The 25,653-nt window shown below is 61.2% G+C and carries 24 protein-coding genes; 12 read left to right on the top strand and 12 right to left on the bottom strand.

Annotation, left to right across the window (positions count from 1 at the left end):
- Positions 1 to 4: 4 nt before the first annotated feature.
- From IPM12_07250 to IPM12_07230, 5 genes are all read right to left on the bottom strand, one after another.
- Positions 5 to 1,534 (bottom strand): NAD(P)H-hydrate dehydratase, encoded by a 1,530-nt coding sequence (locus IPM12_07250; protein ID MBK9147601.1) that lies wholly within the window; start codon positions 1,532 to 1,534, stop codon positions 5 to 7.
- Between the two features lie 9 nt (positions 1,535 to 1,543).
- Entirely contained in the window at positions 1,544 to 2,386 is an 843-nt protein-coding gene (locus tag IPM12_07245; GenBank protein ID MBK9147600.1) for a hypothetical protein, read from the bottom strand.
- Positions 2,387 to 2,460: 74 nt separating this feature from the next.
- On the bottom strand, positions 2,461 to 2,871 hold the full coding sequence (locus IPM12_07240; protein ID MBK9147599.1) for a hypothetical protein: 411 nt from the start codon (positions 2,869 to 2,871) through the stop codon (positions 2,461 to 2,463).
- A gap of 26 nt (positions 2,872 to 2,897) precedes the next feature.
- Positions 2,898 to 3,728: a hypothetical protein gene (locus IPM12_07235; protein MBK9147598.1), complete on the bottom strand. Its 831-nt coding sequence runs from the start codon at positions 3,726 to 3,728 to the stop codon at positions 2,898 to 2,900.
- Between the two features lie 167 nt (positions 3,729 to 3,895).
- Positions 3,896 to 4,549 (bottom strand): protein-L-isoaspartate(D-aspartate) O-methyltransferase, encoded by a 654-nt coding sequence (locus tag IPM12_07230; GenBank protein ID MBK9147597.1) that lies wholly within the window; start codon positions 4,547 to 4,549, stop codon positions 3,896 to 3,898.
- A gap of 73 nt (positions 4,550 to 4,622) precedes the next feature.
- Between IPM12_07230 and IPM12_07225 the strand changes: the two genes are divergently transcribed.
- The 5 genes from IPM12_07225 (at position 4,623) to IPM12_07205 (ending at position 9,374) form a co-directional block, all read left to right on the top strand.
- Positions 4,623 to 5,615 (top strand): Gfo/Idh/MocA family oxidoreductase, encoded by a 993-nt coding sequence (locus IPM12_07225; GenBank protein ID MBK9147596.1) that lies wholly within the window; start codon positions 4,623 to 4,625, stop codon positions 5,613 to 5,615.
- Between the two features lie 47 nt (positions 5,616 to 5,662).
- The gene (locus IPM12_07220) at positions 5,663 to 6,526 is read left to right on the top strand and encodes a hypothetical protein (GenBank protein ID MBK9147595.1); all 864 of its coding nucleotides are present in this window, start codon (positions 5,663 to 5,665) and stop codon (positions 6,524 to 6,526) included.
- 107 nt (positions 6,527 to 6,633) lie between these two features.
- Complete coding sequence (locus IPM12_07215; GenBank protein ID MBK9147594.1) at positions 6,634 to 7,941, top strand: sugar transferase; 1,308 nt, start codon at positions 6,634 to 6,636, stop codon at positions 7,939 to 7,941.
- 48 nt (positions 7,942 to 7,989) lie between these two features.
- Entirely contained in the window at positions 7,990 to 8,877 is an 888-nt protein-coding gene (locus tag IPM12_07210) for a 3-hydroxybutyryl-CoA dehydrogenase (protein MBK9147593.1), read from the top strand.
- A complete protein-coding gene (locus IPM12_07205; GenBank protein MBK9147592.1) occupies positions 8,874 to 9,374 on the top strand; it encodes a GNAT family N-acetyltransferase in 501 nt (166 codons plus the stop codon). Before IPM12_07210 ends, IPM12_07205 begins: the two co-directional genes overlap by 4 nt.
- A gap of 6 nt (positions 9,375 to 9,380) precedes the next feature.
- On the opposite strand, the gene IPM12_07200 is transcribed toward IPM12_07205, so the two are convergent.
- Positions 9,381 to 10,067, bottom strand: coding sequence for a DUF4294 domain-containing protein (locus tag IPM12_07200; protein ID MBK9147591.1), 687 nt, complete (start codon positions 10,065 to 10,067; stop codon positions 9,381 to 9,383).
- Between the two features lie 79 nt (positions 10,068 to 10,146).
- Positions 10,147 to 11,646 carry an acetyl-CoA carboxylase biotin carboxylase subunit gene (gene accC / locus IPM12_07195; protein ID MBK9147590.1) on the bottom strand — a complete coding sequence of 500 codons (1,500 nt, stop codon included), beginning with the start codon at positions 11,644 to 11,646 and terminating at the stop codon, positions 10,147 to 10,149.
- Positions 11,647 to 11,709: 63 nt separating this feature from the next.
- Here accC and IPM12_07190 point away from each other — a divergent pair, with 63 nt between their 5' ends.
- Entirely contained in the window at positions 11,710 to 12,597 is an 888-nt protein-coding gene (locus IPM12_07190) for a hypothetical protein (GenBank protein ID MBK9147589.1), read from the top strand.
- On the opposite strand, the gene IPM12_07185 is transcribed toward IPM12_07190, so the two are convergent.
- Positions 12,594 to 13,274, bottom strand: coding sequence for an alpha/beta fold hydrolase (locus IPM12_07185; GenBank protein ID MBK9147588.1), 681 nt, complete (start codon positions 13,272 to 13,274; stop codon positions 12,594 to 12,596). The two genes, IPM12_07190 and IPM12_07185, sit on opposite strands and share 4 nt — an antisense overlap.
- Before the next feature lie 3 nt (positions 13,275 to 13,277).
- Complete coding sequence (gene sucC / locus IPM12_07180; protein ID MBK9147587.1) at positions 13,278 to 14,468, bottom strand: ADP-forming succinate--CoA ligase subunit beta; 1,191 nt, start codon at positions 14,466 to 14,468, stop codon at positions 13,278 to 13,280.
- A gap of 70 nt (positions 14,469 to 14,538) precedes the next feature.
- On the opposite strand from sucC, the gene IPM12_07175 reads away from it, so the two are divergent.
- From IPM12_07175 to IPM12_07150, 6 genes are all read left to right on the top strand, one after another.
- The gene (locus IPM12_07175; GenBank protein ID MBK9147586.1) at positions 14,539 to 15,192 is read left to right on the top strand and encodes an ABC transporter ATP-binding protein; all 654 of its coding nucleotides are present in this window, start codon (positions 14,539 to 14,541) and stop codon (positions 15,190 to 15,192) included.
- Between the two features lie 33 nt (positions 15,193 to 15,225).
- Positions 15,226 to 15,927: a DUF4412 domain-containing protein gene (locus tag IPM12_07170; protein ID MBK9147585.1), complete on the top strand. Its 702-nt coding sequence runs from the start codon at positions 15,226 to 15,228 to the stop codon at positions 15,925 to 15,927.
- A gap of 9 nt (positions 15,928 to 15,936) precedes the next feature.
- Positions 15,937 to 16,554 (top strand): YdeI/OmpD-associated family protein, encoded by a 618-nt coding sequence (locus IPM12_07165; protein MBK9147584.1) that lies wholly within the window; start codon positions 15,937 to 15,939, stop codon positions 16,552 to 16,554.
- 29 nt (positions 16,555 to 16,583) lie between these two features.
- Entirely contained in the window at positions 16,584 to 17,354 is a 771-nt protein-coding gene (locus tag IPM12_07160; GenBank protein ID MBK9147583.1) for a TIGR02757 family protein, read from the top strand.
- 853 nt (positions 17,355 to 18,207) lie between these two features.
- Complete coding sequence (locus IPM12_07155) at positions 18,208 to 20,094, top strand: hypothetical protein (GenBank protein MBK9147582.1); 1,887 nt, start codon at positions 18,208 to 18,210, stop codon at positions 20,092 to 20,094.
- A 195-nt stretch (positions 20,095 to 20,289) separates the two neighbouring features.
- Positions 20,290 to 21,471: a T9SS type A sorting domain-containing protein gene (locus tag IPM12_07150; protein MBK9147581.1), complete on the top strand. Its 1,182-nt coding sequence runs from the start codon at positions 20,290 to 20,292 to the stop codon at positions 21,469 to 21,471.
- Positions 21,472 to 21,476: 5 nt separating this feature from the next.
- On the opposite strand, the gene IPM12_07145 is transcribed toward IPM12_07150, so the two are convergent.
- The 3 genes from IPM12_07145 to IPM12_07135 are packed head-to-tail and all read right to left on the bottom strand — an operon-like array spanning position 21,477 to position 25,598.
- The gene (locus tag IPM12_07145; protein MBK9147580.1) at positions 21,477 to 22,529 is read right to left on the bottom strand and encodes an RluA family pseudouridine synthase; all 1,053 of its coding nucleotides are present in this window, start codon (positions 22,527 to 22,529) and stop codon (positions 21,477 to 21,479) included.
- Positions 22,529 to 24,790, bottom strand: coding sequence for a T9SS type A sorting domain-containing protein (locus IPM12_07140; protein MBK9147579.1), 2,262 nt, complete (start codon positions 24,788 to 24,790; stop codon positions 22,529 to 22,531). The genes IPM12_07145 and IPM12_07140 overlap by 1 nt, the downstream gene beginning before the upstream one ends.
- On the bottom strand, positions 24,780 to 25,598 hold the full coding sequence (locus IPM12_07135; protein MBK9147578.1) for a PASTA domain-containing protein: 819 nt from the start codon (positions 25,596 to 25,598) through the stop codon (positions 24,780 to 24,782). The genes IPM12_07140 and IPM12_07135 overlap by 11 nt, the downstream gene beginning before the upstream one ends.
- Positions 25,599 to 25,653 lie beyond the last annotated feature (55 nt).

Below are 25,653 nucleotides of genomic sequence, written 5' to 3'. Positions count from 1 at the left end.
TATTTCACTCAACCACCAACGCGCGCCAGGCCGCAGGAATCTCATTAACCAGATCCATGGCCGTCATGCCGTGCTGGCCAAGTCGCTTTGAGGCCAGATCGCCGGCGAGGCCATGCAGATGCACCCCGAGCTCAGCGGCTTCAATTGACGAGTATCCCTGTGCAAGCAGCCCGGTGAGGAGCCCGGTGAGTGCATCGCCGCTCCCGCCTTTGGCCATGCCCGGATTCCCTGTGGTGTTGAAGCGCACATGGCCCTCAGGCGAGCAAATGGCCGTGAAAGCGCCCTTAAGCACAATGGTGCAACGCCAGGCTTGCGCAGCCTCACGTGCAGCTTGAAGTCGATCGTAACCAGTTGTGAATGCGCGTCCAGTGAGCCGCTCGAACTCCTTCGGGTGGGGCGTGAGCACAGCGCGGTCCGGAATTGACTTCAACAGCTCACGATGCGCGGCCAATAGGTTGAGCGCATCGGCATCGAGCACCAGCGGCCCGGCATTTCGCTCAATCAACCGATGCAAGGCATGGGCCGATTCCCCTTGCATGCCCATGCCCGGCCCAGCACCGATCGCTGAATAAGCCGTGAGGTCTGGTACCTCAGCAAGGCATTCAATCCCGCAGCCAAGAGCGCACATTGCTTCCGGGGCTGAAGCCTGAACGATCGGAATGCCAGCTTCTGGAACTGCTGCTGTAACAAGACCGGCTCCGCTGCGCAATGCAGCTCGCGTGGCCAGCACCATCGCGCCCATCCTTCCTAGTGATCCGCCCATGAGCAGTGCATGCCCGAAATTGCCCTTGTGCGCGAATCGCGGGCGAGGACGGATCAATGAGCGTGCATCAGCAGCCTGGAGCAAATGGTATGGCGTGTTGCTCAATTGAACGAAATCCGCATCCAAGCCAATCGGAACGACCTGCCAGTCACCGACGAACCCGCCACTCTCAGGCAAGAGCAGGCTGAGCTTCGGCGTCTCCAGAGTGAGCGTGAGCGAGGCCTGCACAATTCCCTCCTTCCGATTCCCTGCGTTCGATTCGGCGAAGAGGCCTGAAGGCATGTCAATCGCGACAATGGGCCTGCGGCTGCGATTCATCCATTGCACGGCTTCCAGCGCAAGGCCCTCCAGCGGGGCGTTGAGGCCGGTGCCGAACAAGGCGTCGATGATCAAGTCCGAATCGATGGTCGAAAAATGCGCCGCGGATCGGCATTCCACCAGTTTGACGCCCGATCCGACCGCCAGGTCCCCTTGCTTCTGGTTGTCCGGGGAGGGTTCCGGTCGATGGGCGATGCGCACTGCGCTCACTGCAAGGCCCGCGCGCTCCAGGAGCAAGGCCATAGCCAGTCCATCACCACCGTTGTTTCCCATGCCCGCCACCACGAGCACCGATCGCACGGCGCCGAAGCGGCCGCGTTCGATTTCATGCATGAGCGCAGCTGCACAGGCTGTTGCTGCGCGCTGCATCAGCGCATGCGATTCAATCGGCTCATTCTCGATGGTCCATGCGTCGGCCTCGCGGATGGCCTGCGGGCTGAGCACCGGGATCATCGCGTAGGGCTACTCAGTGAACACCGCCCACTTCAGGTTGAAGGTGTAGCGGTCATCATCGGCCGTTCCGTCCGCATCCAGGATATCCGTGATGCGGATGAGGGCATAGTGGCTCACATTGGCCGGCAAACTGCCCAAGCGGACAATGACGATGTCGTTCACGGCGATGTTGTTCAGCTCCTCCACCGGCACCCCTGAGTTGAACGCGTTGCGCACGCTCACATTGGTGGCATTGGCGTAATCGAAGCCATTGAAGCGCACCATGCGCCCCCCTGCGGGCGAGACCCATGAACGGCTCAGTTGCGTGTCCGAGGACGAGGCCGGATTATCCTGGATATCGCGGCGAGCGCTATCAACCGTGTAGAGCACCGGCACACGCTCCTCCAGATCGAAGGCCGACTCGCCCTGAGTAGCGGAGTTCCGGGAGTAGAACTGGTGCCCGGTGGTCTCGGTGAGCAGGATGGCGCCCAAGGTCACGCTCAAGGTGCGGCGCGTTGACATCATGTCGCCATCCTCCTCGAAGAGCTCAAAGGTGATCTTGTTGGAATAGGCTGCGGTTGCGTGCGGGGCCAGGAATTCCCAATCCATGCTGAAGGCTGAGCCCGAGAGCGCAGAATCAATCACGGTCTGGGTGAAGTCATTGTCGCGCTTCGAGGTGATCAACAGGCGGCTCAAGCTCGATTTATCCGAGGTGCCTGTGATCCGGAATGAGATCACGTTGCCCGAGGTGACCGCGATCACCGGTGTGCCCGGCGAAACAGTCAGCACAGGGATGTCATTCCCGCGCTTGCACGAAACGAGGGCAAGGGCGAAGGTGATGGCGATGGGGATCGCTTGGATGGTGGTGCGCATGGGTGCGAAGGTATTGGCCATAAGCACGAGAGCCGCGGCCAATGGCCGCGGCTCTCGAAAGGAATGATGGCCGATTACTTCGACTTGATGCGGAAGGCCTTCGCACGGACCGTGAGGGTGGTGCGATTGCCCAAGAACATCTGATCGCGCACGCTGCTGGAGTTGATGGGGAGCACGAAATCGGCATCCTCACGCTGCATCAGCGCGTCGTAAAGGGCGTTGTTGGTCATGCGGTCCTGCGGGATGAGCCCGCCGCCGCCGATGGTTGCCACGTGGAAGCGACGACCGCCGATCGGGAGCACTCCGAACAGGAAGCTCTGCGTGGCCGTGCCGCTCACATCGCCGATGTACTCGAGGTCCTCCATCTTGAAGTGGATCTGCGTCTGCACCGAAGTACCAGCGATGGACTTGGTGTAGTACGTGCAGGAGGAGAACAGAAGCACTACGGCCAGTGGCAGCAGGATGATGGCTTTGATCTTCTTCATTGCTGCGTGTGGTTACGTAGTGATTCTTAGTTGAAGTAGATATTGAGCACCAAGCGGACCTGATCGTTCGTGTCCATGGTGTTGTACTTCTGCTTCACGCTGCTGTACTGCGTGTTCGCACCGCCAGCTTGGTTGGGGTCGCCGCCCACGGTGTAATACTCCCAGCTATCGGCTCCGCTCTCCACTTCATGCTTGGTCTTGTTGCCCAGCTGCCAGAAAGCGCTCCAGCCATACTCAACGCCAAGGGCGATGGGCAGGTCGAGCACGAACACGTTGAAGCCTACGATACCGCCCAAGCCCACGATCGTGTAGGGGGTGGTCATCTTGTGCACATCGTTGTCGTCCGTATCGCGGAAGATGTAGGACGTTACCATGCGATCACGTCCGAACCCGAGGTAAAGGTCAGCGCCGGCGTACACGTCGAAAATATTCGAGCTGCTGAAGTGCTTCTCGATACCGGGCACCAGCATGTACTCGCGGGTGCTTTGCTTGTACTCGAACTCAGCCAGGGTGGCGGGAATGAACTGGGTGGAATCCACTTCGCCTTTGATGGAGCGGGAATCGCGAGCCAGCCGGATGCCAGCACGGATCGCCACATCATCCTGAATGAACTTCTTGAACGTCAGCAGATTGCCTTTGCTCAGGCGATTCCAGGTGGAAATGCTGCGCACGGTTGAATCTGAGCCATCGCCGAAGGAGGCGTTGTTCAGGGTCAAGCCGAACACGAGGGCCATATCACCGGCCACAGGGCGACCGCCGAATTTGTACCGGGTATCCTGGTTCTCCCGGGTGGAGAGCTGAGCGCTCGCCACGGAGCAGAGACCCAGCAAAGCGAAGGACAGTAGCGTCTTTTTCATTGGGCTTAGTTTGGTTTAGTGCCTTTTGAACCCGGCCAAAAGTATGGCTGAGCGGCCGCAAACATAGGTGGAGCTATCGGCATTACCAACCTTGGAATGTTGAAGCGATGCCATAATGTTCACAAGATGGCCTGAGCCAAATCGGCGACGCCGGACCGAATTTCTGTTCACCTGGCCTTCTCAGCGAGCATGGGAACGAATCGGAAACTGCCCATCGGGCTCACGGAGAGGCCCCCCTCGCCATCCCTTCTGATCAGCTGCATCTGCTGCATATCGCCCTCCCCAACGGGTATGACCAAGGGTGCGTCCACCTTCAACTGCTCAACCAGTGATGACGGAACGAACGGCGCTCCGCAAGTCACCAATACCCCGTCGAAGGGTGCTTCGCGCGGCAAACCCGCGAAACCGTCGCCGTGCGAAAGCGACGCCTTGAATCCCAGCCTCGCCAACCGCTCCTTGGTCTGCAGGTACAAGGGCTTGTGCCGTTCGATGCTGAAAACGCGCACGCCCATGGCGCTCAGCACCGCCGTTTGGTAGCCGCTACCTGTTCCCACCTCGAGGATCCGATATCCAGGCCTTGGGTTCAGGAGTGCGGTCTGGAAGGCAACGGTATAGGGCTGCGAAATGGTCTGGCCACAGGGGATCGGAAAGGCGGTGTCCTCATAAGCGCGCATCTGGAATGCGCTGTCGTCGATGAACAGATGACGCGGCACTTCTCCGATGGCCTTCAGCACACCTTCATGCGCGATTCCTTTCCCGCGCAACAAGAGGACCAGCTTGCGCCGCATGCCCTGGTGCCTGAAATCGTCGGTTGCGCGCATCGTTGAGGCGGGCAAAGGTACCGGCTGTGAGGAGCGGCATCCGGCTATTTTTGCCCGCTTTTCATCAACCTGCATGGAAATCAGGAACCCGCTCCGCATCGGCGTGCTCGGTGCTGGCCATTTGGGCCGCATCCATGTGCAGCAGCTGCAGCATGTGCCCGCCTTCGAGGTGGTGGGCGTGTTCGACCCGCATCCGGAGAAGCGTGAGGCGATCACTGCGGAATTCGGCGTCAGGGGCTGGGCCTCGGCTGAGGAACTGCTCACTTCGGTGGATGCGATCGACATCGTGACGCCCACGGTGGTCCACCACCGGCTGGCCATGCAGGCCATGGGGCACGGCCTGCATTGCTTCATTGAGAAGCCGGTGACCGTAACGGTGGAAGAAGCCGAAGCCCTCCAGGCCCTGGCCGCAGAACGGAAGCTCACCGTGCAGGTTGGGCATGTGGAGCGCTTCAATCCTGCGTTCCAAGCCGCCCTCCCCTATTTCGGTGAACCCATGTTCATCGAGGGCCACCGGCTGGCGCAATGGAATCCGCGCGGCACCGATGTGAGCGTGGTGCTTGACCTGATGATCCACGACATCGACCTGATCCTGCATGTGGTCCGGAGCCCCGTAGCCTCGGTTACGGCCAGCGGCGTGGCCGTGGTGAGCGATACGCCCGACATATGCAACGCGCGAATCGCCTTCGCGAATGGCTGCGTGGCCAACCTCACGGCCAGCCGCATCAGCCTGAAGAACATGCGCAAGAGCCGGTTCTTCCAACGGGATGCCTACATCTCGGTTGACATGCTTGCGAAAGAAGCCGAAGTGGTGCGCATGCGGCCGGTTGAGGGCGAGCCTGACCCCTTCGCTGTGACGATTGACCTGCCTGATGGCAAAGGGAAGCGCGAGATCTCCTTCGAGAAGCCCGGCGTGCCGGTGATCAACGCCATCCGGGAGGAATTGGCCGCCTTCGCGGAGAGCATCCGGACCGGCGCTCCGGCGAGGGTGACATTGGGCGAGGCCGCCGATGCGCTGCGTGTAGCGCTGGCCGTGTTGGGTAGCATGGAACAGGGGAAATCATGAACTCGCATACTGATCGGATCCGGCGTGCGTTGGGCCGGTGTTCACGCATGCCCTACCTCTACGCGAAGCTGCCGCTCGCCGCACTAGTGATCACCGGATGCGCGAAGGGCGATAAGGTGCCGGCCTTCGTTGAGGTTCCGGCGGTGACCGTGAGCACCAGCGCCAATCAGGGCGGCGCCACCAGCAAGATCACGGATGCGTGGATCACGCTGAACGAGGAACTCATCGGCGTATGGGAGCTGCCTGCGCGCGTGCCGGTGCTCGCCGAAGGGCCTAACTTGATCGGCGTGGCGCCCGCCATCAAGCGCAACGGCACATTCGACGATCGCCTGCGCTACCCCTTCTACAATCCCTGGAGCGGCACGGTGGATCTCACGCGCGAGGGCACCGCGGTGGTGGCGCCCGGAACTTCGTACACCGATGAGACCTTGGTCTGGCACGAAGGCTTCGAGGACCTTTTCAGCCTGTTCTCCATCACGGCCAGCAGCGATACGCAATTACTGCGCTTCACCCCTGCCACTCATCCGGAACTGGAGTTCTTGGAGAATGGCCCCTGCGCGGGCTTCCGGCTCGATTCGGATCACCGCTTCGTGCGCATCGAGAGCGACGAGGATTTCCTGAGCTACGGAGGCCCGGCTTTCCTGGAGCTCGATCACCGCAGCGATCTGCTCATCACCGTGGGCGTGAAGTACTTCGCCGATGGGCTCGAGCGCATCGAGCCGTTCATCTTCCTGCCGCCGACGCACCGCAGCGACGGAAGCATGCCGTGGAACAAGGTGTACCTCGACCTGAGCGCTTTCTTCAACAGCGCGGTCAGCGAACGGGACGTTTACATCGAAGCCACGCTGCCCGATAGCCGAAGCAGCGCCGAGATCTATTTGGACAACATCAAGCTCCTGCGCATCCCGTGACCGGATCGAGACGCATCCAAGTGGCCAAGTACGTGATCGCCGATCTGGCGGGCGCGGCTGCCGCCTGGACGCTGTTCTTCCTATACCGGAAGGCCGTGCTCGAGCCGATGAAGTTCGGCACGGATGTGCCCATCGACCTCGATGCGAACTACTTCAAGGGCCTGGTGCTCGTTCCCTTGTTCTGGTTCGGGCTCTACACGGCTATCGGCGGCTACCGCGATGTGTTCCGCCGCTTCCGGACCAAGGAATTGGGCCAGACCCTGCTGGTAACCACCATTGGCGTGCTGGTGATCTTCTTCGTGCTGCTGCTCGACGATGAGGTGCCCAGTGCGAGCTACCACTACCGCAGCTTCCTGGCGCTCTTCGTGCTGCACTTCGGGATCACCTTCCCGCTGCGGTTCCTGATCACCAGCGGTACCGTGCGGGCCGTGCACCAGCGCCGCATCGGATTCAACACCGTGCTGGTGGGCGGCAACGAGCGCGCGGTCGCCGTGCACCAAGAGATCGAGGCCATGCCCAAATCGCCCGGCAACCGGTTCGTGGGCTTCGTGAACGTGAACGGCGGCGATCAACAGCTCGCTGGCATCCTGCCGCGCCTTGGCAAATGGCACGAGCTGCGGCAAGTGATCCTGCAGCACAGCGTCGAAGAGGCCATCATAGCCGTGGACAGCACCGAGCACGAGCACATGAGCAGGATCATGAATGAGCTGGAGGGCACTGGGGTGCGCATCAAGGTGATCCCGGACATGTACGACATCCTTTCCGGCTCGGTGAAGATGACCAGCATCTTCGGCACGCCGCTGATCGAGGTGAACCCGGAGATCATGCCCGCCTGGCAGTTCTCACTGAAGCGTGTCGTGGATATCGTGGTGAGCTCGATCGCGCTCGCAATCCTATTGCCTTTGTACCTGGCACTGGCCCTTCTTGTGATGCTCTCCGGCCCGGGGCCCGTGTTCTTCACGCAGGAGCGTATCGGCAAGCACGGCCGTCCCTTCCGGATCGTGAAATTCAGGAGCATGGTGAGCAATGCAGAGCAGGACGGCCCGCAGTTAAGCAGCGCCACCGATCCACGCATCACGCCCATAGGCCGCTGGATGCGGCGCACCCGCATGGACGAGCTCCCGCAATTCTGGAACGTGCTCAAAGGCGAGATGAGCCTGGTGGGCCCTCGGCCCGAGCGCCAGCACTACATCGATGCCATCACCGAAGTGGCCCCGCACTACCGCCACCTGACCAAGGTGCGGCCCGGCATCACCAGTTGGGGCCAAGTGAAATTCGGCTATGCCGAGAACATCGATCAGATGGTGCGCAGGCTTAAGTACGACATCCTCTACATCGAGAACATGAGCCTGGCGGTTGACCTGAAGATCCTCGCCTACACGGTGCTCATCATCCTTAAGGGGGATGGCAAGTAGGGGTCGACAATTATCGACCCCTACCTTGCCGCGCTAACGATTGATTCAATGAAGATCTCCGTCATCGGTGCCGGCCAAATGGGCAATGGCATCGCCCATGTGTTCGCGCAGCGCGGGCACACTGTCACCTTGATCGACATCGCGCAGGCCAGCCTGGACAGAGCCTTGGCGACCATCGGGAAGAACATGGACCGGCAGGTGGCAAAGGGCTCACTCACTGAAGAGCAGAAGAAGGACGCCCTTGCTTCCATTGCCACGAGCACCGATCTGGCTGCAGGCGTGAAGGAGGCCGAGCTCGTGATCGAGGCCGCCACGGAGAACGTGGACCTGAAGCTTCGCATCTTCAAGGATATCGATGCGAATGCACCGGTTTCGGCGATTCTGGCCACGAATACCAGCAGCATCAGCATCACGCGGATCGCAGCGGCCACCAATCGCCCTGGCCAAGTGATCGGCATGCACTTCATGAACCCCGTGCCGGTGATGAAGCTCGTGGAGGTGATCCGCGGTTACGATACCACCGATGCCGTGACGAAGACAGTGGTGGACCTGAGCTCGGCGATCGGCAAGGTGCCCGTGACCGTGAACGACTACGCTGGATTCGTGGCCAACCGCATCCTGATGCCCATGATCAACGAGGCCATCCAGACGCTCTGGCAGGGCGTGGGCGGTGTTGCTGAGATCGACAGTATCATGAAGCTGGGCATGGCGCACCCCATGGGCCCGCTGCAACTGGCCGACTTCATCGGACTGGACACGTGCCTTGCGATCATGCGCGTGCTGCACGAGGGCCTGGGTGAGCCGAAGTACGCGCCATGTCCCCTGCTCGTGCTGATGGTGACCGCCGGCAAGCTGGGCGCGAAGAGCGGGGAAGGCTTCTACGCGTACACCGCGGGCAGCAAGGACCTGTTGGTGGCCCAGGCATTCAGCAAGTGATCTCCATCCGCAGCGCAACAGCGCAAGACATCCCGCTGATCCAAGCAATCGCGCACGCCACCTGGCCGGTCTCCTACAGGGAAATGATCAGTCCGGAGCAAATCGCCTACATGCTGGAATTGATGTATAGCGAGGATTCGCTCCGTAAACAAATGGGCGCGAAGGGGCATCGATTCATCATCGCAGAGTTGAGCGGGGCCGCCGTCGGGTTCGCCGGATTCGAGCATCACCACGAGGACAGCACTCGAACCCGCCTGCACAAGCTCTACGTGCAACCCGGCACCCAGGGTGGCGGGGCCGGCAAGGCGCTGCTGCTAGACGTGATCGAGGAAGCCATGGGCTCCGGCGACACCGAGGTGGACCTCACGGTGAACAAGCGCAATCGCTCTTTGGGCTTCTACAAAGCCCATGGCTTCGCCATAGAGCGCGACATCGTGATGGACATCGGTGGTGGCTACGTCATGGACGACCACATCATGGTGAAGGCGCTGAGCTGATCGCGCTCAATTGGTGCTGGCCCGATCCACGGGGATGCCGTACTTCTTGTACAGCCGCGCCTTGCGCTTCTCGAGCCGCGCCTGCGCTTTCGCCGTTCGCGGCGGGCGCACCGCCACCGCAAGCTCGCCCCGCTCGATGCGCTGCACGATCACCTCCACCAGCTTATCGTCGCCGACAGGATCGTAGGTGCTGCGCAGATCGTGACCGAACATGCGCGCCATGCCTTGCCAAACGAAGGCCGTGAACGAACCGCGCAGCTGGCGCACGAGATCATAGCTGGTGCGCCCGGTCTCGCGATCGATGAGCTTGACCAGCAACTTGCCCTGGCTGATGGTGAGGTCCTTCACCTCAGCCTCGAACTCGGCACGCAGCTCCGCTTCGGCGAGCTTCACATAAAGATCTTGATCGCCGGAGCGGTCCATCATGGCCAGGTCATGCTCGTACTCGCGCAGCAGGTCGCCGGTGAGACGGGCATAGGGATAGACCTTGGTGACGTACCGCGTGAGCTTATCGTAGCGTTCGGCCTGCCTCCGGTCGCGAGCGGTCCATCGAACCTCCACGAATGCGGGCGGGAGGTCGACCACGGGCACCGTATCGCCATCCATAATCACGGCGCGATGCACGCTCACGGCGCCCTCCGATTGCGCATCAGCCTCAAGGAAAGCAAGGCTTCCCAACAAGATCAGGATCAAGTATCGATGGTAAGGGCGCATCAATGGCGATCGGTACAGCGAAGCTACAACGCTGGAAACCGCCGGGCCTTGTACTCAATCAGCGCCTCCTTAGTTTCCAAGGACTTGCGTGGCTCCCAGGAACCGCAACCCTGGCCGAAGGCGGCCTACTCTGGCGCATGAGTTCCGCAGCCACGAGACCAGCTGCCTGCGCCTCGGACTCACCAAGCCCCTCCAGGACCTCAGGCTTGAAATGGTCGCGCACGAAATGGGTATCGTACCGCCCGCTGCGGAACGCCTCATGGCCCATGACGTAGCGACAGAACGGCAAGGTGGTCTCCACGCCGGTGATCGCGTAATCATCGATGGCGCGCTCCATCCGCGTGATGGCCTCCTCTCGCGTGGCTCCATAGGTGATCAGCTTGGCGATCATGGGGTCGTAATGAATGGGTATCTCCATTCCCTCTTCAAAGCCATCATCGACGCGCACACCGGGACCCTGCGGAGGCCGATAGGTGGTGAGCGTGCCGATGTCCGGCAGGAAATTGTTCATGGGGTCCTCGGCGTACACGCGCACCTCGATGGCGTGGCCGTTGATCTTCAGATCCTCTTGGGCGAAGGGCAGCTTGTCCCCTTCGGCCACGCGGATCTGCAGCTTCACCAGATCGAGGCCCGTGATCATCTCCGTGACCGGATGCTCCACCTGAAGGCGCGTGTTCATCTCCATGAAGTAGAAGTCGCCGCCCTCGTCGAGCAGGAACTCCACGGTGCCCGCGCCCACATAGTCCACGCTCTTCGCCACGTTCACAGCGGCCTCCCCCATTCGCTTGCGCATCACGGGCGTCAGCGCCGCGCTGGGGGCCTCCTCCACCACCTTCTGGTGGCGGCGCTGCACGCTGCATTCCCGCTCGAAGAGGTAGCAGGTGTTGCCGTGCGCATCGGCCATCACCTGCACTTCGATGTGGCGCGGCCCGGCTACGTACTTCTCGATGAACACGCTGCCATCGCCGAAAGCATTCTGCGCTTCGCTGATGGCGCGCTCCAGTCCCTCTTTCAGCCCGGCCTCCTCCTCCACTACGCGCATGCCCTTGCCGCCACCGCCTGCTGCGGCCTTGATCAGGATCGGGAATCTGATGGTCTTCGCCACGGCGATCGCTTCCTCGATTCCGCTCACTGCGCCCTCGGTTCCAGGCACCAACGGCACGCCGAATTGCTTCACCGCCTCCTTCGCCGCGAGCTTATCGCCCATCACTTTCATGGCATGCGGTGAAGGCCCAACGAAGATGACGCCAGCCTTCTCCAGCGCCCGGGCGAAGTCGCCGTTCTCGCTGAGGAAGCCGTAGCCGGGATGCACCGCATCGACCTTCAGGTCCTTGCACGCCTTCACGAGCTTATCGATCACCAGGTAGCTCTCCTTGCTCGGGGGCGGACCGATGCACACCGCTTCATCCGCGAAACGCACGAAGGGCGCATTACGGTCGGCTTCAGAATACACGGCTACGGTGGCTATGCCCATCTCACGGGCGGAGCGCATCACGCGCAGGGCGATCTCGCCGCGGTTGGCGACGAGGAGCTTCTTGATCTTCTCGGTTCTTGCCATGTATAGCAATCTTGGGAGCGCGAAGATGCGAAGGGCTGGCCCGAACTTTGGCTTCGGCCTGCCATGCGACTCCTTGCATTCGTGCCCCTTCTCGCCCTGTGCGCGGCTTCTTCGGCCCAACCGAAGGAGCGCACCTTCAAGACCGATACCGGGACCGTTGTGGTACGCTACTTCACCAGTGGCCAAGTGAGCACCAAGGAATGGCGCGACAGGGATGACCGTTGGGGCCGCAGCTGGGCCTACAAGCAGAATGGCGAAGTCATCTTCGAGGGACAGACCCGTCGCTTTGCCGGGCATTCGTCGGTCCGCTTCAGCTACCATGCGAACGGTGCGGTGAGCAAGGCGGAAACGAGCGATGCGCCGGACGGTGGCATCCAGTGGCACCGGAGCACCACGGCTTTTGATGACCAAGGCAATAAGACCGGCTTCATGGAACAGGGGCACGACAACTACGGTCCCATTCCGCGCATGGATTGGCCTCCATCCCGAACGCCCCCCCAAACAAGCCCTCCCTCCGAGCTGTCAAAGCAGGAAGTGACCGAATGCCAGAAGATGTTCCAGAGTGAGCTCTTCGTAGTGAACCCGACGAACGCTGCAGTGCGCGTTGCAGCTACCCCGAAGGAGCCTTCGCCCGCCCTACCAGGTGGCACGTGGACCATGGCTCCCGACGATACCATCCGTATCGGCACGTACAGCAAGGGAGAAGCGTGGCCGGATTGGCATGGCCTCGTTGACCTGAACATCGTGCAGGTGGTCCTCGGCGACCGCAACAAGGCCGTAGCGCGCATCCGCACCGAAGAGAGGAAGATGAGCGCGGAGCACCGGAAGCTCTTCGTGGTGATCGAAGGATGGGCTGAGACCAAGGTCACGCCGGGGCAAGAGCATCTGCCGGGACTGCCGAAGCCTCCGAAGGAAGAGAAGAGGAGAAGGCGCTGGCTCTTTTTCCGCTAGGGGATCGCGAACCAGAACTCCATCAAGCGCGGGACGAAGAAGGCCGGATCCACCTTGCCCAAAGGGTGCGGCGTGTTGGGAAGTATGAGCACCTCAGCGCCTTTCACCCTTCGCGCGAAGAGTCGCGTGTCGTCGGGGACTGCCGTGCTATCGTTCTCGCCCACGCAGATGAGCGCCGGGCTTTGGATCCGTGAACAGACCTCCGGTGTCAGCAACGGCATCCGGGCAAGCTCGGTCATGCTCCTGGCGATGGCCCGCACAACGCTCCTCCATCGAGCCTTGCCATGCGCTTCGGCCAAGGCCTGTGCGAATACCGGCACCTTTTGCTCCATCGCCTCGGGATCGAGCATGCGCAGCTCCTTCTGCAAGCCCTCTTCGGTCCAGAGGTACTTGGTGCCCAGCGTGACCACCGACCGAACACGCTCCGGGTGCTGCGCCGCATAGAGCATGGCTGCATAACCGCCCATGCTGTAGCCGAAGAGATCCGCCCGGTCCCACTTCTGTTCCTTATAGGCGCGATCGATATCGCTGATGAATTGCTCGAATCGGATGCCCTCGGAGGGAATCCCGCGATCGCCGTGGCCCGAGAGGTCGATGGCGATTCCTCCGATGCGTTGCTGTAGATCCGCCAATTGGCGCGCGCTGCCCAAGGCACCGTGCAATAGGAGCAGGGCCATCGCTCAGGCCAGCACCTCCTTCACCCGGTCCGCAGCCTCTTGCAGCGCCACAGCGCTCAGCACTTTCAGGCCGCTCCTGTCAATGAGCTCCTTCGCCTCCACCGCGTTGGTGCCTTGAAGGCGCACGATGATGGGCACCTGGATGTCGCCGATGTTCTTATAGGCATCCACTATGCCCTGCGCGACGCGGTCGCAGCGCACGATCCCGCCGAAGATGTTCACCAGGATCGCCTTCACGCGCTCGTCCTTCAGGATGATGCGGAAAGCCTTCTCCACGCGCGCCGCATCGGCCGTGCCGCCCACATCGAGGAAGTTGGCCGGTTCGCCACCGCTGAGCTTGATGATGTCCATCGTCGCCATGGCGAGGCCCGCGCCATTCACCATGCAGCCCACATTGCCATCGAGGCGCACGTAGTTGAGGCCCGCTTCGCCCGCCTCCACTTCAATGGGGTCCTCTTCGGTCTTGTCGCGCATCTCCACGTAGTCGGGATGGCGGAAGAGCGCATTGCCATCGAGGCGCACCTTGGCATCAACAGCCGCGATCTTGTCATCGCTGGTCTTGAGCACCGGGTTGATCTCGAACATGGCGGCATCGCTGCTCTCGTATGCCTTGTAGAGCGCGGCCACGAACTTCACCATCTCCTTCTTCGCGTTGCCGTTGCAGCCCAGGTTCACAGCGATCTTGTTGCATTGGAAGGGGCGCAGGCCCACGCGCGGATCCACCTCCTCCTTGAAGATCTTCTCGGGCGTGCGCTCGGCCACCTCCTCGATGTCCATGCCGCCCTCGGTGCTGTACATGATGATGTTCCTGCCGCTGGCTCGATCGAGCAGCACGCTCATGTAATACTCCTTGGTCTCACTGGCACCGGGGTAATACATGTCCTCCGCGATGAGCACTTTGTGCACCTTCTTGCCCGTCGGCGGCGTTTGCGGCGTGATGAGCTGCATGCCAATGATGGCCTCGGCCTTCTCGCGCACCTCGTCGATGCTCTTGGCGAGCTTCACGCCACCGCCTTTGCCACGGCCGCCTGCATGGATCTGCGCCTTAACCACCCAGAACTTGGTGCCGGTCTCCTGGGCCAGCCGCTTGGCTTGATCAACGGCCTCATCGGCATTGTAGGCCACCAGTCCACGTTGGATGCGGACGCCATGCTGGGCGAGGATGCTCTTGCCTTGGTACTCGTGCAGGTTCATGCGGATCGATTCGGATGCGCGGCGAAAGTAGCCCGCGGCCCGATTCACGCTCCGTGGCTTCCTTTACGCCATGATCGAAGCCATCGGGATCCGCAAGCGCTACGGCGCCTTGGAAGTGCTGAAAGGCGTGGACCTGCGCGTGGCGAAGGGTGAGGTGGTGAGCATCGTGGGTGCGAGCGGAGCCGGAAAGACCACGCTCTTGCAGATCCTCGGAACCTTGGAGCGACCCGACGAGGGCCACCTTCGCATCAACGATCAGGAAGCCTCGAGGATGGGGCCGAAGGCGCTTTCCGCCTTCCGCAACGCTCATATCGGCTTTGTGTTCCAGTTCCACCATTTGCTTCCGGAGTTCACTGCGCTGGAGAACGTGATGATGCCGGGCCTGATCGCCGGCAAGGGCAAAAGCGAATGCGCGCCGCGCGCGGAGGAGTTGCTGAAGCGCTTGAACGTGCTCCCGCGCATGGAACACAAGCCCGCCCAACTGAGCGGCGGCGAGCAGCAACGCGTGGCCGTGGCCCGTGCGCTATTCAACAGCCCAAGCGTGGTGCTGGCCGATGAGCCCAGCGGCAACCTCGACAGCGCGCACGCCCGCGAGCTGCATCAGCTCTTCTTCGACCTGCGGAAGGAACTCGGGCAGACCTTCGTGATCGTGACGCACAACGAGGAACTGGCGGATATGGCCGACCGCAAGCTGGTGATGAAGGATGGGGTGATTCAGCCCTGAGCCCTTCTACCTTTCGGCCAAATCCCCACCGCCATGATGCGCGCCATCTTCCTCTGCCTGCTGATCACCGTAGGCCTCTTCACCAGTGCATCCCGGATTCCTGCCGGCAATGATGCCTTCATCGGCAGCTTCCGCATGGAGATGCACACGTACAAGAACGACAAGGAGGACAAGCATAGCCCGGTGAACATCCGCTTCTGGGGCCGCGCCGACATGATCCTATATGAACTGTTGATGCCCGACCAGGCACAGCAGATGCGCATGCTCACCGACCTGCGCGGCAACTGGAGCTACACGCTGATCGATAACGGCCAAGGCAGTCGCATGGCCATGAAGGTGAAGCGGCCCGAGCTCCCCGCTGACGGCAGCGCGAAGGGCGAGCAGCCGGTGGTCACCGTGACCAAGGAGACGAAGGTGATCGAAGGGCATAGCTGCACCAAGGTGATCGCCACCAGCAAAGAGGGAACATGGACGGCATGGGTGGCCACTGGCCTTCGCAACGCCTTCATCGACATGGCGCGCGGCATGGACGGCCAGGCCGCCCAACAGAACCGCCATGCCCGCACCGATGTCGAGGGCTTCCCGCTCGAGTTTGAGTGGTTGCCCGCGCAAGGCGATGAGCGGGTTGTCTGCTATATCAAGGAGCTCGTCGCTGGCAAGGTGGATGATGCCCTCTTCGACATCAGCGGGTACCAGCTGATGGAGATGCCCAGCTTCGCGATCCCGCAGCGCTAGCGGCCGCCAATGCCGACCAAGCTCGACGGGCTCGGACAAGTGGAAGTGACCAGCCGCGCGAAATGGCGCTCGTGGCTGAAGAGGAACCATGCTCGCAGTGCCGGCATCTGGCTCGTGACCTGGAAAATCCATCGGGCTGAACGATACGTGAGCTACGAAGCCGTGGTGGAGGAAGCGCTCTGCTTCGGGTGGATCGACAGCGTGCCCCGCAAGCTCGATGCTGATCGCCGCATGCAGTACTTCTGCCCGCGCAAGCCAAAGAGCGTCTGGAGCAAGCTGAACAAGGAGCGCATTGAGAAGCTCATCGCCACGAAGCGGATGACTGCCGCGGGGCTGAAGAAGATCGGGATCGCCAAGCAGAACGGATCGTGGACGAGCATCGATGCCGCCGAGGCCTTTGAGATGCCGGCGGACCTGCTGCGCGCCTTAAGGAAGAACAAGAAGGCACTTTCCCACTATGAAGCCTTCCCGCCCGGCGCGCGCAAGCAGATCCTCACCTGGGTGCTCGGTGCTCGGACCGGGCAAACGCGCGATAAGCGCATCGCGATCTCCGTGGAACTGGCAGCCAGGAACATCCGGGCAAATGGCCAGACCGTGAAGGCGCTTGCAAGCAAGGATCTTGGCTGATGCCGAGGCGACCGGAGGACCGGAATGGAATGAAGTCGCTCCTCGATGAAGCGTACGACCGGCTCGCGCGCCCTTCATTCATTACCGACGACCCGATCCAGGTGCCGCGCGCCTTCAGCAAGCGGGAAGATGCGGAGATGATCGGCTTCCTCACCGCCACCATCGCCTGGGGCCAGCGCAAGACCATCATCAGCAACGCGTGGAAGCTGGCACGGCTCATGGATGAGCGGCCCTTCGATTTCGTGATGAACGCCGACGCAACGGACCTTAAGCACGTGGGCGGCTTCGTGCATCGCACCTTCAACGGCACGGACCTGAAGCACTTCATCGTCGCGTTGCGCCACCTGTGCGCGAAGCATGGCGGCATCGAAGCGGCTTTCCTTGAGAACGAAACGACCGGCGATATGGGCTCCGCCATCGCGCGCTTCAAGCAACGCTTCTTCGAGCCGAAGCATCAGCCGCGCACACGCAAGCATGTCACTGATCCATCGAAGGGCAGCAATGCCAAGCGCATCAACATGTACCTGCGCTGGATGGTGCGGCCCAATGACCGCGGTGTGGACCTCGGTCTCTGGAAACGGATCAAGCCTGCCGACCTGATGGTGCCGCTTGATGTGCATACCGGCCGCGTGGCGCGTGCTCTCGGCCTCCTTACCCGCAAGCAGGACGATTGGAAAGCGGTGGAGGAGCTCACCGCCTCCTTACGCGAATTCGATGCCGCCGACCCGGTGCGCTATGACCTCGCGCTATTCGGCCTTGGGGTGGGACGTGCGCGGCTCGGCCGTGCATCACCCCGCTGAGCCGCTCATGCTGCCTCGCTGGCCTCAACCAGAAGCGCGAGGCCCGTCGTCACATTGCACGATCGCGACCGGCTGTGACCGAACGCAGATCGGTCTTGAAAACTTCTAGTTTTAACCTCCCAAAGCCAACCGCGATGAAGCCCAGCGCCCAACGCTACGAAGCTGCCTCACTTTCGCGGCGCTCTCCGCATCGGTAATGCTTCCAGCCCAGCAAGCCCCTCCCGATTTCTTCGATGCGGCCGGGAATCCTGCCCTCAGCTTCTGGAAGAATGAGGGCCAACTTCGCGACAACCTCGGTGTTGCATGCCCCGATGTGCTGTACGCCTCATCAGGCAGCCCATTGAATACTTTTCTTCAGGATAGCTCGCGGGTCACCTTCGCCGTTACGCTGCGCGATACGAGCGCCACCACACCCGACACCATCTTGAACATCCGGATGCTCTCCGCCGGTCCTGGGAGGAATTATGCCTCCCCGGAACCTTGGGGCGAACGCGGCCATGTCAGGCACTACTATGTGCCGCACACCGCACCGAACGGCGTGACAGCCATATCCGGATTCGAGGGGATCACATATCCTGAGTTCATTAAGGATGTGGACCTATCCCTGCACAGCCGAAGCAGCGGTCCTGTGATGACACTTACGTGCCGACCTGGTTTCAACCCGAACCAAGTGATGCTGGGATTCGAAGGACAGGACAGCCTGAAGGTGGATGTGGAGGGCGCGTTGAAGATCTGGCGCGATGGTAAGTTCATCAAGCTGAACCAGGTGCGCGCATTCCAACTTGATGCACAGGGCGTTCCGCAACCGCTTTCCTGGAATGCCGAGTACTTGCCGGACAATGGGCTGGACCTCGTGCGCTTCGAGTTCGACGCGTACGACACGGAGCTGCCGCTGTACTTGCAGGCGGGGCCCGAACCGGTCGCATATGATGAAGCGGAAGGCCTTTGCTGGAGCAGTTACCTGGGCGATGCAAATGAAGAATACATCTACGTTAGTGAAACGGATACCGCAGGCAACTACTTTGTTGCAGGCGTCACCAATTCAGCCTACTCCTTCTTCCCGAATGACCCTGGCTTCGACCTTCAATTCGCGAATGTTCCTTGGCCCATTTTCGTGACCCGCTTTGATGTGAATCATGTTTTGAAGTGGACCGCATTCTATGGCGGTAATGATGGCGTTGACGCACACGCCTATCCAAACGCGATGGCAGTGAGGAGCATCTTCGACGGAACGGACATTTACATCGGAGGTGAGATTCAGGACAATGGCCTCTACATCGACGAGAAACCCGGAGCATACAACGACAGCACAGGCACGGCAGGTGGCGTGGTCAACGGCTTTGTCGCACAATTCGACATCGATGGTAATCTGCGCTGGTCAACCTACCTAGGGAACTACTACTCGCGCGTGTATGGCCTCGACCTTGACAGTCTGGGGCGCCTGGTGATTGCCGGCGGCTCACAGGGCACAATGCCACAACCGGCCAATCAACCACCGGGCGCCTATGTCAGGCCACACTCTGGCGGGGTTGACGGCTTCATCATCGCGCTTGATGTTTCCGACAACCTGCGCTACACCACGCACGTCGGGGATGAACAGACCGACAGGCTCTGGAAGGTTCAATGCCACGGCAACCGGATCATTGCGGTCGGCACCAGCGAAAGCCCAGGATTCGAACCCATTCTGGATGGCGGTGCCAATGCCTACGACCAGCCGATTTATGCCGACGGTGGCGGTGACCTAGTGCTCGTGGAGTTCACCTTGGATGGTGACGTGCAGTGGGGGACCTTCATCGGTTGGGAAGGCATTGAGTATGTGGATGGAAAGAACATTCTGGAAATCGGTCCTTCCGGCAACATTGTGTTCGTGGCCGCCACGAATCAGGCTGTCGACGTCGTACCAGGCGTGGGGTGGCACCAGTACACGGAGAGCGATCAGGTCATCTTCGAGTTCGGGCAGGACCGTTCACGGACGTGGACCAGCTACCTCGCCAGCGGCCCTAATCGTATGGATGTGCAAGCCGTGCGCATTGACGCAAATGGCAACATCCACGTCGCCGGGCGCATCCTTGCGCAGGCCATTGGCGAATCGCCATTGAATGCTTCCGCCGAAATGAATGGGATTTACTTCCAGGACAGCATCATCACAGGCGCCCCCATGCTCGGTGCTGATGCATTCCTGATGACGTGGACGCCGGACCACTACCTGATTCTCGCCACTTACTTCGGCGGCGAAGAGCGCCAGCCGCCTTTCTTCGGCGGCTTCCCCTTCATCGAGACCATCAACTCTATCGCGCTCGCGCCCACACAATTGTATTTGAGCGGCTCGACATCGAAAGTGGCCGCGCCTGACACCTCTTTCTTCCCGTTGTTCAACCCCGGCAACGATGCCTGGTTCCAGACCGTTTTCAATGCCCAGGTGCCGAACGGCACGGACGCCTTCGTCACGGCCATTTGCATTGACGCATTCACCGGCTTGCCGGACGTGCAAACGTTGTCCACTCCAGACGTTTTCGCCATGGCCATTGGAACTGATCAATGGGTGCTCGGTGGTTTGCCGGATGGCAATTACCGATTCAGTCTCTTCGATGCAGAAGGCAGGCTTGCGAGACAAGCTAGCCTTCCTAGTAGCCAAGGCCGAAGCAGCCTTATCGACACCAGCGAGCTCGGCCAAGGGGTGTATTTGGCGCGAGTGGCCGGACTACGCGCAGCTGCCTTCAGGCTCATCGTAAGCCGCTAGCACATGGCTCGCATACTCGCATCGGGGGTTTGCTGCGCACATTTGGTTGCTGCATGTGCCCAGCCTCATTGGGCGCCCACCGCTTTCCCTGGTGATCAGTGGTCCACGGGCTACCTATGCACCAGCCCAGGCGAGGACACGCTGTACTATGGAGGCACACTCGCCTTGGGCAGCTTATGGTACAGCTCCAACCGCGTGCTCAGGTATGTGAACGCGGATTGGGACACCTTGCCCGGTGTGGTTCCTGGAAGGATTCTCAGCATTCTTCAGCATCATGACACGCTGTTCATAGGTGGTGACTTCGAAGAACTGAATGGGCAGCCCTCCAGCAGAGTGGCTTACCATGACGGAACTGCATGGCGCTCTTATGGCAGCGTCATCGGATCCGCTGTCGCACGCTTGTGCTCCGTAGAAGACACGATGTACGCGGTTGGCGCAATTGACTTTGCCGATGGGGTTCCAGCCCAAGGCGTAGCCAAACGCATTGGGAGCTCATGGGTGCCCATTGGCGATATTGATGACCCCGACAACACAGTAGGCAATATCGTGAAGTACAATGATCGGCTGGTTATCAGTAGTAACGCCTCGATCGGTACTGCGCGCTGCGTGTTCGAGTTGGTTGATGGCGAATGGCAGCCCCTTGGCCAAGGCATTCTTGGCGGTCTTTCCGGAGTCGGTTCGCTTGAGGTTTACGGGAACGACCTATACATCGGCGGGCAGTTCACAACGAACACCGGCAACGCTGGCATGAACATAATGCGCTGGGATGGAACCGCTTACCACTCCATGGGCTCCGGGATTCAAGTCAACTTGAACAACACAAGCACGCTATGCTCCGTGAAGATGCTCGTTCACGAAGGCCTGCTGTGGGTGCGGCACTTCTGCAACTATGCGGGTGGCGTTTCGAGCAAGGGTCTGGCTACATGGGATGGCACCGAATGGTGCGGCGTGCCGGGCGACCTCGTCTCTGACCCTGGTTCCCTTTCAGACATGGCGTTCTACAAAGACACGCTCTTCATGGTGAAGTTCGGCGACACGCTCGATGGCGTGTTCGTGAACGGAGTTGCCAAGTTCATAGGCGAGAGCTATGTAGGCGAGTGCAGCGGGCCGGTGGCGGTTGCAGAGGTTGTTGCGGCACCTCTTGAGCCTGCAATCGCTGCCGTTGGCGTGGACCAATGGGTAATGACCGAGCTGTCAAACGGGCGCTACGAGATGACGCTCTTCGACCAAATGGGCCGAATGATGTTTCGCAAGGCGCTGGTCAGCAACGCCGGTCGAAGTGACATATTCAGCACACAACACCTGCGTTCAGGTCTGTACTTCGTTCAGATCACCGGCCATAGTGGTTTTGTTGGGAAAGTGCTTGTGAGCCGGTAGCGCGCTCACTCCTCCCCTTCCAGCGGCTTCGCGCTAGTGTACGTGCGCCACTTCTCCAGCACCGCCTGCATGTCTAGGGGCAAGGTGCTCTCGAAGCGCATGCGCTTACCGGTGGCGGGGTGATCGAAATCGAGCGTGCGCGCGTGCAAGGCTTGGCGCGGCAGCAGCGCGAAGCAATTCTCGACGAATTGCCGGTACTTGGTGAAGGTGGTCCCCTTGAGGATGCGATCACCGCCGTACGCCGCATCGTTGAAGAGGGGGTGGCCGACCCACTGCATGTGCGCGCGGATCTGGTGCGTGCGGCCTGTCTCGAGCTTGCACTCCACCAGCGTCACATAACGAAATCGCTCGATCACGCGCCACCGCGTCACGGCGGCTTTGCCGTGCTCGCCCTCGGGGAAGACCTGCATCACCGTGCGGTCCTTGTTGCTGCGGCCGATGTGCCCTTCGATCAGGCCTTCATCCTCGGCGAAGTCGCCCCACACGATTCCGTTGTACCGGCGATCGCTGGTGCGATCGAAGAATTGCCGGGCCAGGTGCGAGAGCGCTTCCTCGGTCTTGCCCACCACCATCACGCCACTGGTGTCCTTATCGAGGCGGTGCACCAGTCCTGGGCGCGGGATCTCAGCACCGGGCACCGGTGGCAATTTGCCGAAGTGGAAGAGCAGTGCATTCACCAGCGTGCCGGTCCAATTGCCGTGGCCCGGATGCACCACCAGGCCGGCGGGCTTGTCGATCACCACCAGGTGCTCATCCTCGAAGAGCGTCACCAGCGGGATGTCCTCCGGCAGCAGTTCCACTTCGCGCTGCGGATAAGGCAGCACGATGCTGACCGCATCGCCCGGCTTCACCTTCTGGCTGGGCTTGGCGGGCTTCTCATTCACCAGCACATTGCCGGCTTTCGCAGCGGCCTGGATCCGGCTGCGGGAGGTGTTGGCCAGGCGGTCGAACAGGAACTTATCGAGCCGGATCAGCGATTGCTTCGGATCGCATACGATGCGATGGTGCTCGAAGAGCTCCTGCTCTTCGCCGAGCGATTCAGCCGGATCCTGATCCATCAGCGCTGGATCAGCAGGCGCTCTTGCGCGATCAGTGAGCCATCGGCATGGGCGATGCGCGCCACGTAGAGGCCGTTGGCCAGCGCACTCACGTCAACCAAGCGGCCGTCCGTGAAGAGGTCATCCGCCACGGTGCGTCCCATGGCATCACAGATAAGCAGCCGCGCGCCTTCAACCGGCACGCTCATCCGTGCCATCACCACCTCATTGGCCGGATTCGGGAAGAGGAGCACGCCTGGTCCATCCGCTTCTTCCGGCACGTTCGCGAACGGATCCACCGCCGCGACGAATACAGGGCGCAGCATCAAGGAGCCCTGCTGCGTGCTCGGCCCGAAGTTGAGCGTGAGCCTGCGGAAGAGCTTGTCCTGGTTGTTGCGATTGCGGTCGAAGCCGACGTTGAGCTTCACGTTGTTGGTCTGCACCCAGCCCACGTAGATGGTGCCTTCTACCATGATCGTGCTGTCGAGCGGGATCTCCACGAAGTGGTCGATGCCGTCGAGGCGGTAGGTGGGCGATGAGAAGGTGAAGTTCTGGTGCTGGATCACTTCCGGATCCAGGCTCTTCCAAACGGTGATCAGGAAACTGCCTTCCTCCGGGTTGGGCGAATCGTTGGGGTCATTCGCCTGCGGATTGAAGTACATGCGAACGGCGCGCAAGCTGTCCTGACCGCTGATGTCGAAGCGCAAGGCGGCAGCGGCGCCCGACGCCGTGATGCCATAGCCCATCTCCGCGCTGCCATCGTCGTAGGCCATGTAGTTGCTGATCTCCTGCACGAAGGCGACCGTGTCGTTGTACTTGTTGATGTCGGGCGTGGCGTTGGTCCAGAGCTTCACGCGCCAGAAGGCGGCATCGGTGCTGAGGGTGGGGTCGTACACGAAGTTATTCGGTGCGGCTGCGATGGGATGGTCGCTCGGGAAGATGGAACTGGCGTTGCCGCTGGAGTTGAGGCCGTTGCTGAAGGCCACGGGCCCATTGCCGTTCTCCTCGCGCGCGAGCATGCCGTAGGTGATGAAGCGGTCCTCGGTGTCCAGGTTCCGCTGCGATGCGGTGATGCTCGGGGCCATGTAGGTCGATGGCGTCTCGGCGAACTTCCCGAAGGTGACGCTAGTGTACGTCTGCAGCAAACTGGTCTCCGGGTACATGTAGGCCACATCGATCAGGCGCGTATCGTCGAAGCTGCGCTGCTGGTCGAGGCGCACATAATCGAGGTGCCAGTGATCATAGGAACCGCTCAGCCGGCCGTAGTTGAGGAAGCGGAACCGGAAATCGCCCTGGAAATACTGGGCGAGCTTGATGGGCACCAGCACCTGCTCGAAGGCTGCCTGGGGCACGTAGGGCGTACGCCACACGCGGTTCCAGAAGCCCAGCGGGTTCCAGAATTCGAGCACCAGGCTATCCACGGGCTGCACGTCGTTGTCGGCGCTGAGGCCGATGGTCTGGTAGAAGAAACTCAGGTAGAGGGAGTCCTCTGGTCCGAACGTGGAAAGGTCGATGGGCACCGAGGTCAGGTGGTCGGCGATTCCATAGGCCGTGAACTGCTCATAATCGTACGGGTAACCGGTGCGCGCCAATCCATCGAAGGTGGCCACTCCGATGGTGGGCGGCTCAATGGGATAGTTGCCGTTGATGTACACGTCGTCGTCCTCCCATAGGATAAGCGGGCGCACGCTGTTATCCGGGTTCATGTAGGTGCGCGTATCGATGGGAACTTCATAGACCAGGAGCGAATCCTGGATCAGCTCCGGGCTGGTGAGGAAGAGGATGTCGGGCGACGGGCTCTGGATGGTATCGAAGATGTTGTAGGCCGGCCAAGCTTCCACGACGAGGTCCGTGGGAGGATAAACCGTGACATCGCGCAAGAGCACCGTGATCGGCGGCAGCGGTGTGCGGGTGGTCACCGGGGGCACGGGATCCATGTCGGTGAGGTAGGTGAAGGTGGTATCGTCGCTGAAGACCATGTCCCAAGTGCTCGCGCCGGCCACTTCCAAGCGGTAAATGGTCTCCTCGAGGGTGACCCCGGGATCCGTGGCCTGCGCCCAGCGCTTACGGGTGCGGTCGATGGAGAAATCATCGACGATGGGCAGGGTCTGGGTGTCATTCAAGTAGATGAAGTGCTCGTTGAGGCCGTCGGCCTTCCGCAAGGCTCGGATGGCTTCGGGGACGGGCCGCGCCTGCAAGGGCGTGAGCACTTCAGCTTGTGCGATGAGCCCTTCGGCTGCAAGCAGGGCGATGCCCATGAAGAATAATCGGCTACGGTTCATGGAGGCTATCGGGGCTAGTGTAGCGCGAGGGGTCATTCCAATCATCGGCAGGTCGCAGGCCGGCGGTATCGGCGGTGAGCCAAAGGTCGATGGTGCTGCCCAAAGCGATGCGGTTGCTGGCGCCTGCGGCCGGGCTCTGCCTGCGCACCCGCGCGAACGCGGAATCCGCCGCAGTATTGCAGCCAAGGCATTCGACCTGCACCCCAAGGTTCAAGGATGCCATGTTCAACACCAACTGCACGTCGGCCATGCTCAGGCCGGTGAGGTCGGGCACAGGCACTCGCTCGCCCTTCTCCCCTGCCCCGAGCACCAAGGTGATGGCCTCGCCCCGGCGAATGCGCTCATCGGGTGCGATGGGATGGCCCTTGTACAGCTGCGCGATCACGCAATCCACGCAGGGATCGGGCTTGTACTGCATCTCCTTCACCTTGAGGCCGAGGATATCCAGCACGCTCAGCGCCTGGCGCTTGCTCAGATCCACGAGCTTGGGCATGTCGATCATCTTGGGCTGATTGGCATTCAGCACCAGGTACACCTTGCGCCCGGGCTTCACCTCCTTGCCGGCATCGGGATCCTGGTCCACCACGGTGCCTTTGGGCCGATCCTCCACGAAGACGCTGTCGATCACCACGGCGCTCAGGTCGCGCTTGGCCAGCAAGCCCTCGGCCTCAGCCAAGGTGGCCCCCGCCAGATCGGGCACGCGCATCAGCTCGTTGTGCCGGGTGTAGCCGCGCAGCCAGGCCCAACCGACCAGCAGCAGGCCCACAGCCACCACCACGGGAGCCAGAACGGGCAAAAGGCGTTTCATGCGACGGAAGTCCTTGGGGAAGAGGCGCGCGAAGGTACTTGCGGGCTAGAACGGC

This window comes from Flavobacteriales bacterium (assembly GCA_016716605.1).
In the GTDB taxonomy this organism is placed as follows: Bacteria; Bacteroidota; Bacteroidia; order Flavobacteriales_F; family PHOS-HE28; genus PHOS-HE28.
This window is presented reverse-complemented; position numbering and strand designations above follow the sequence as displayed.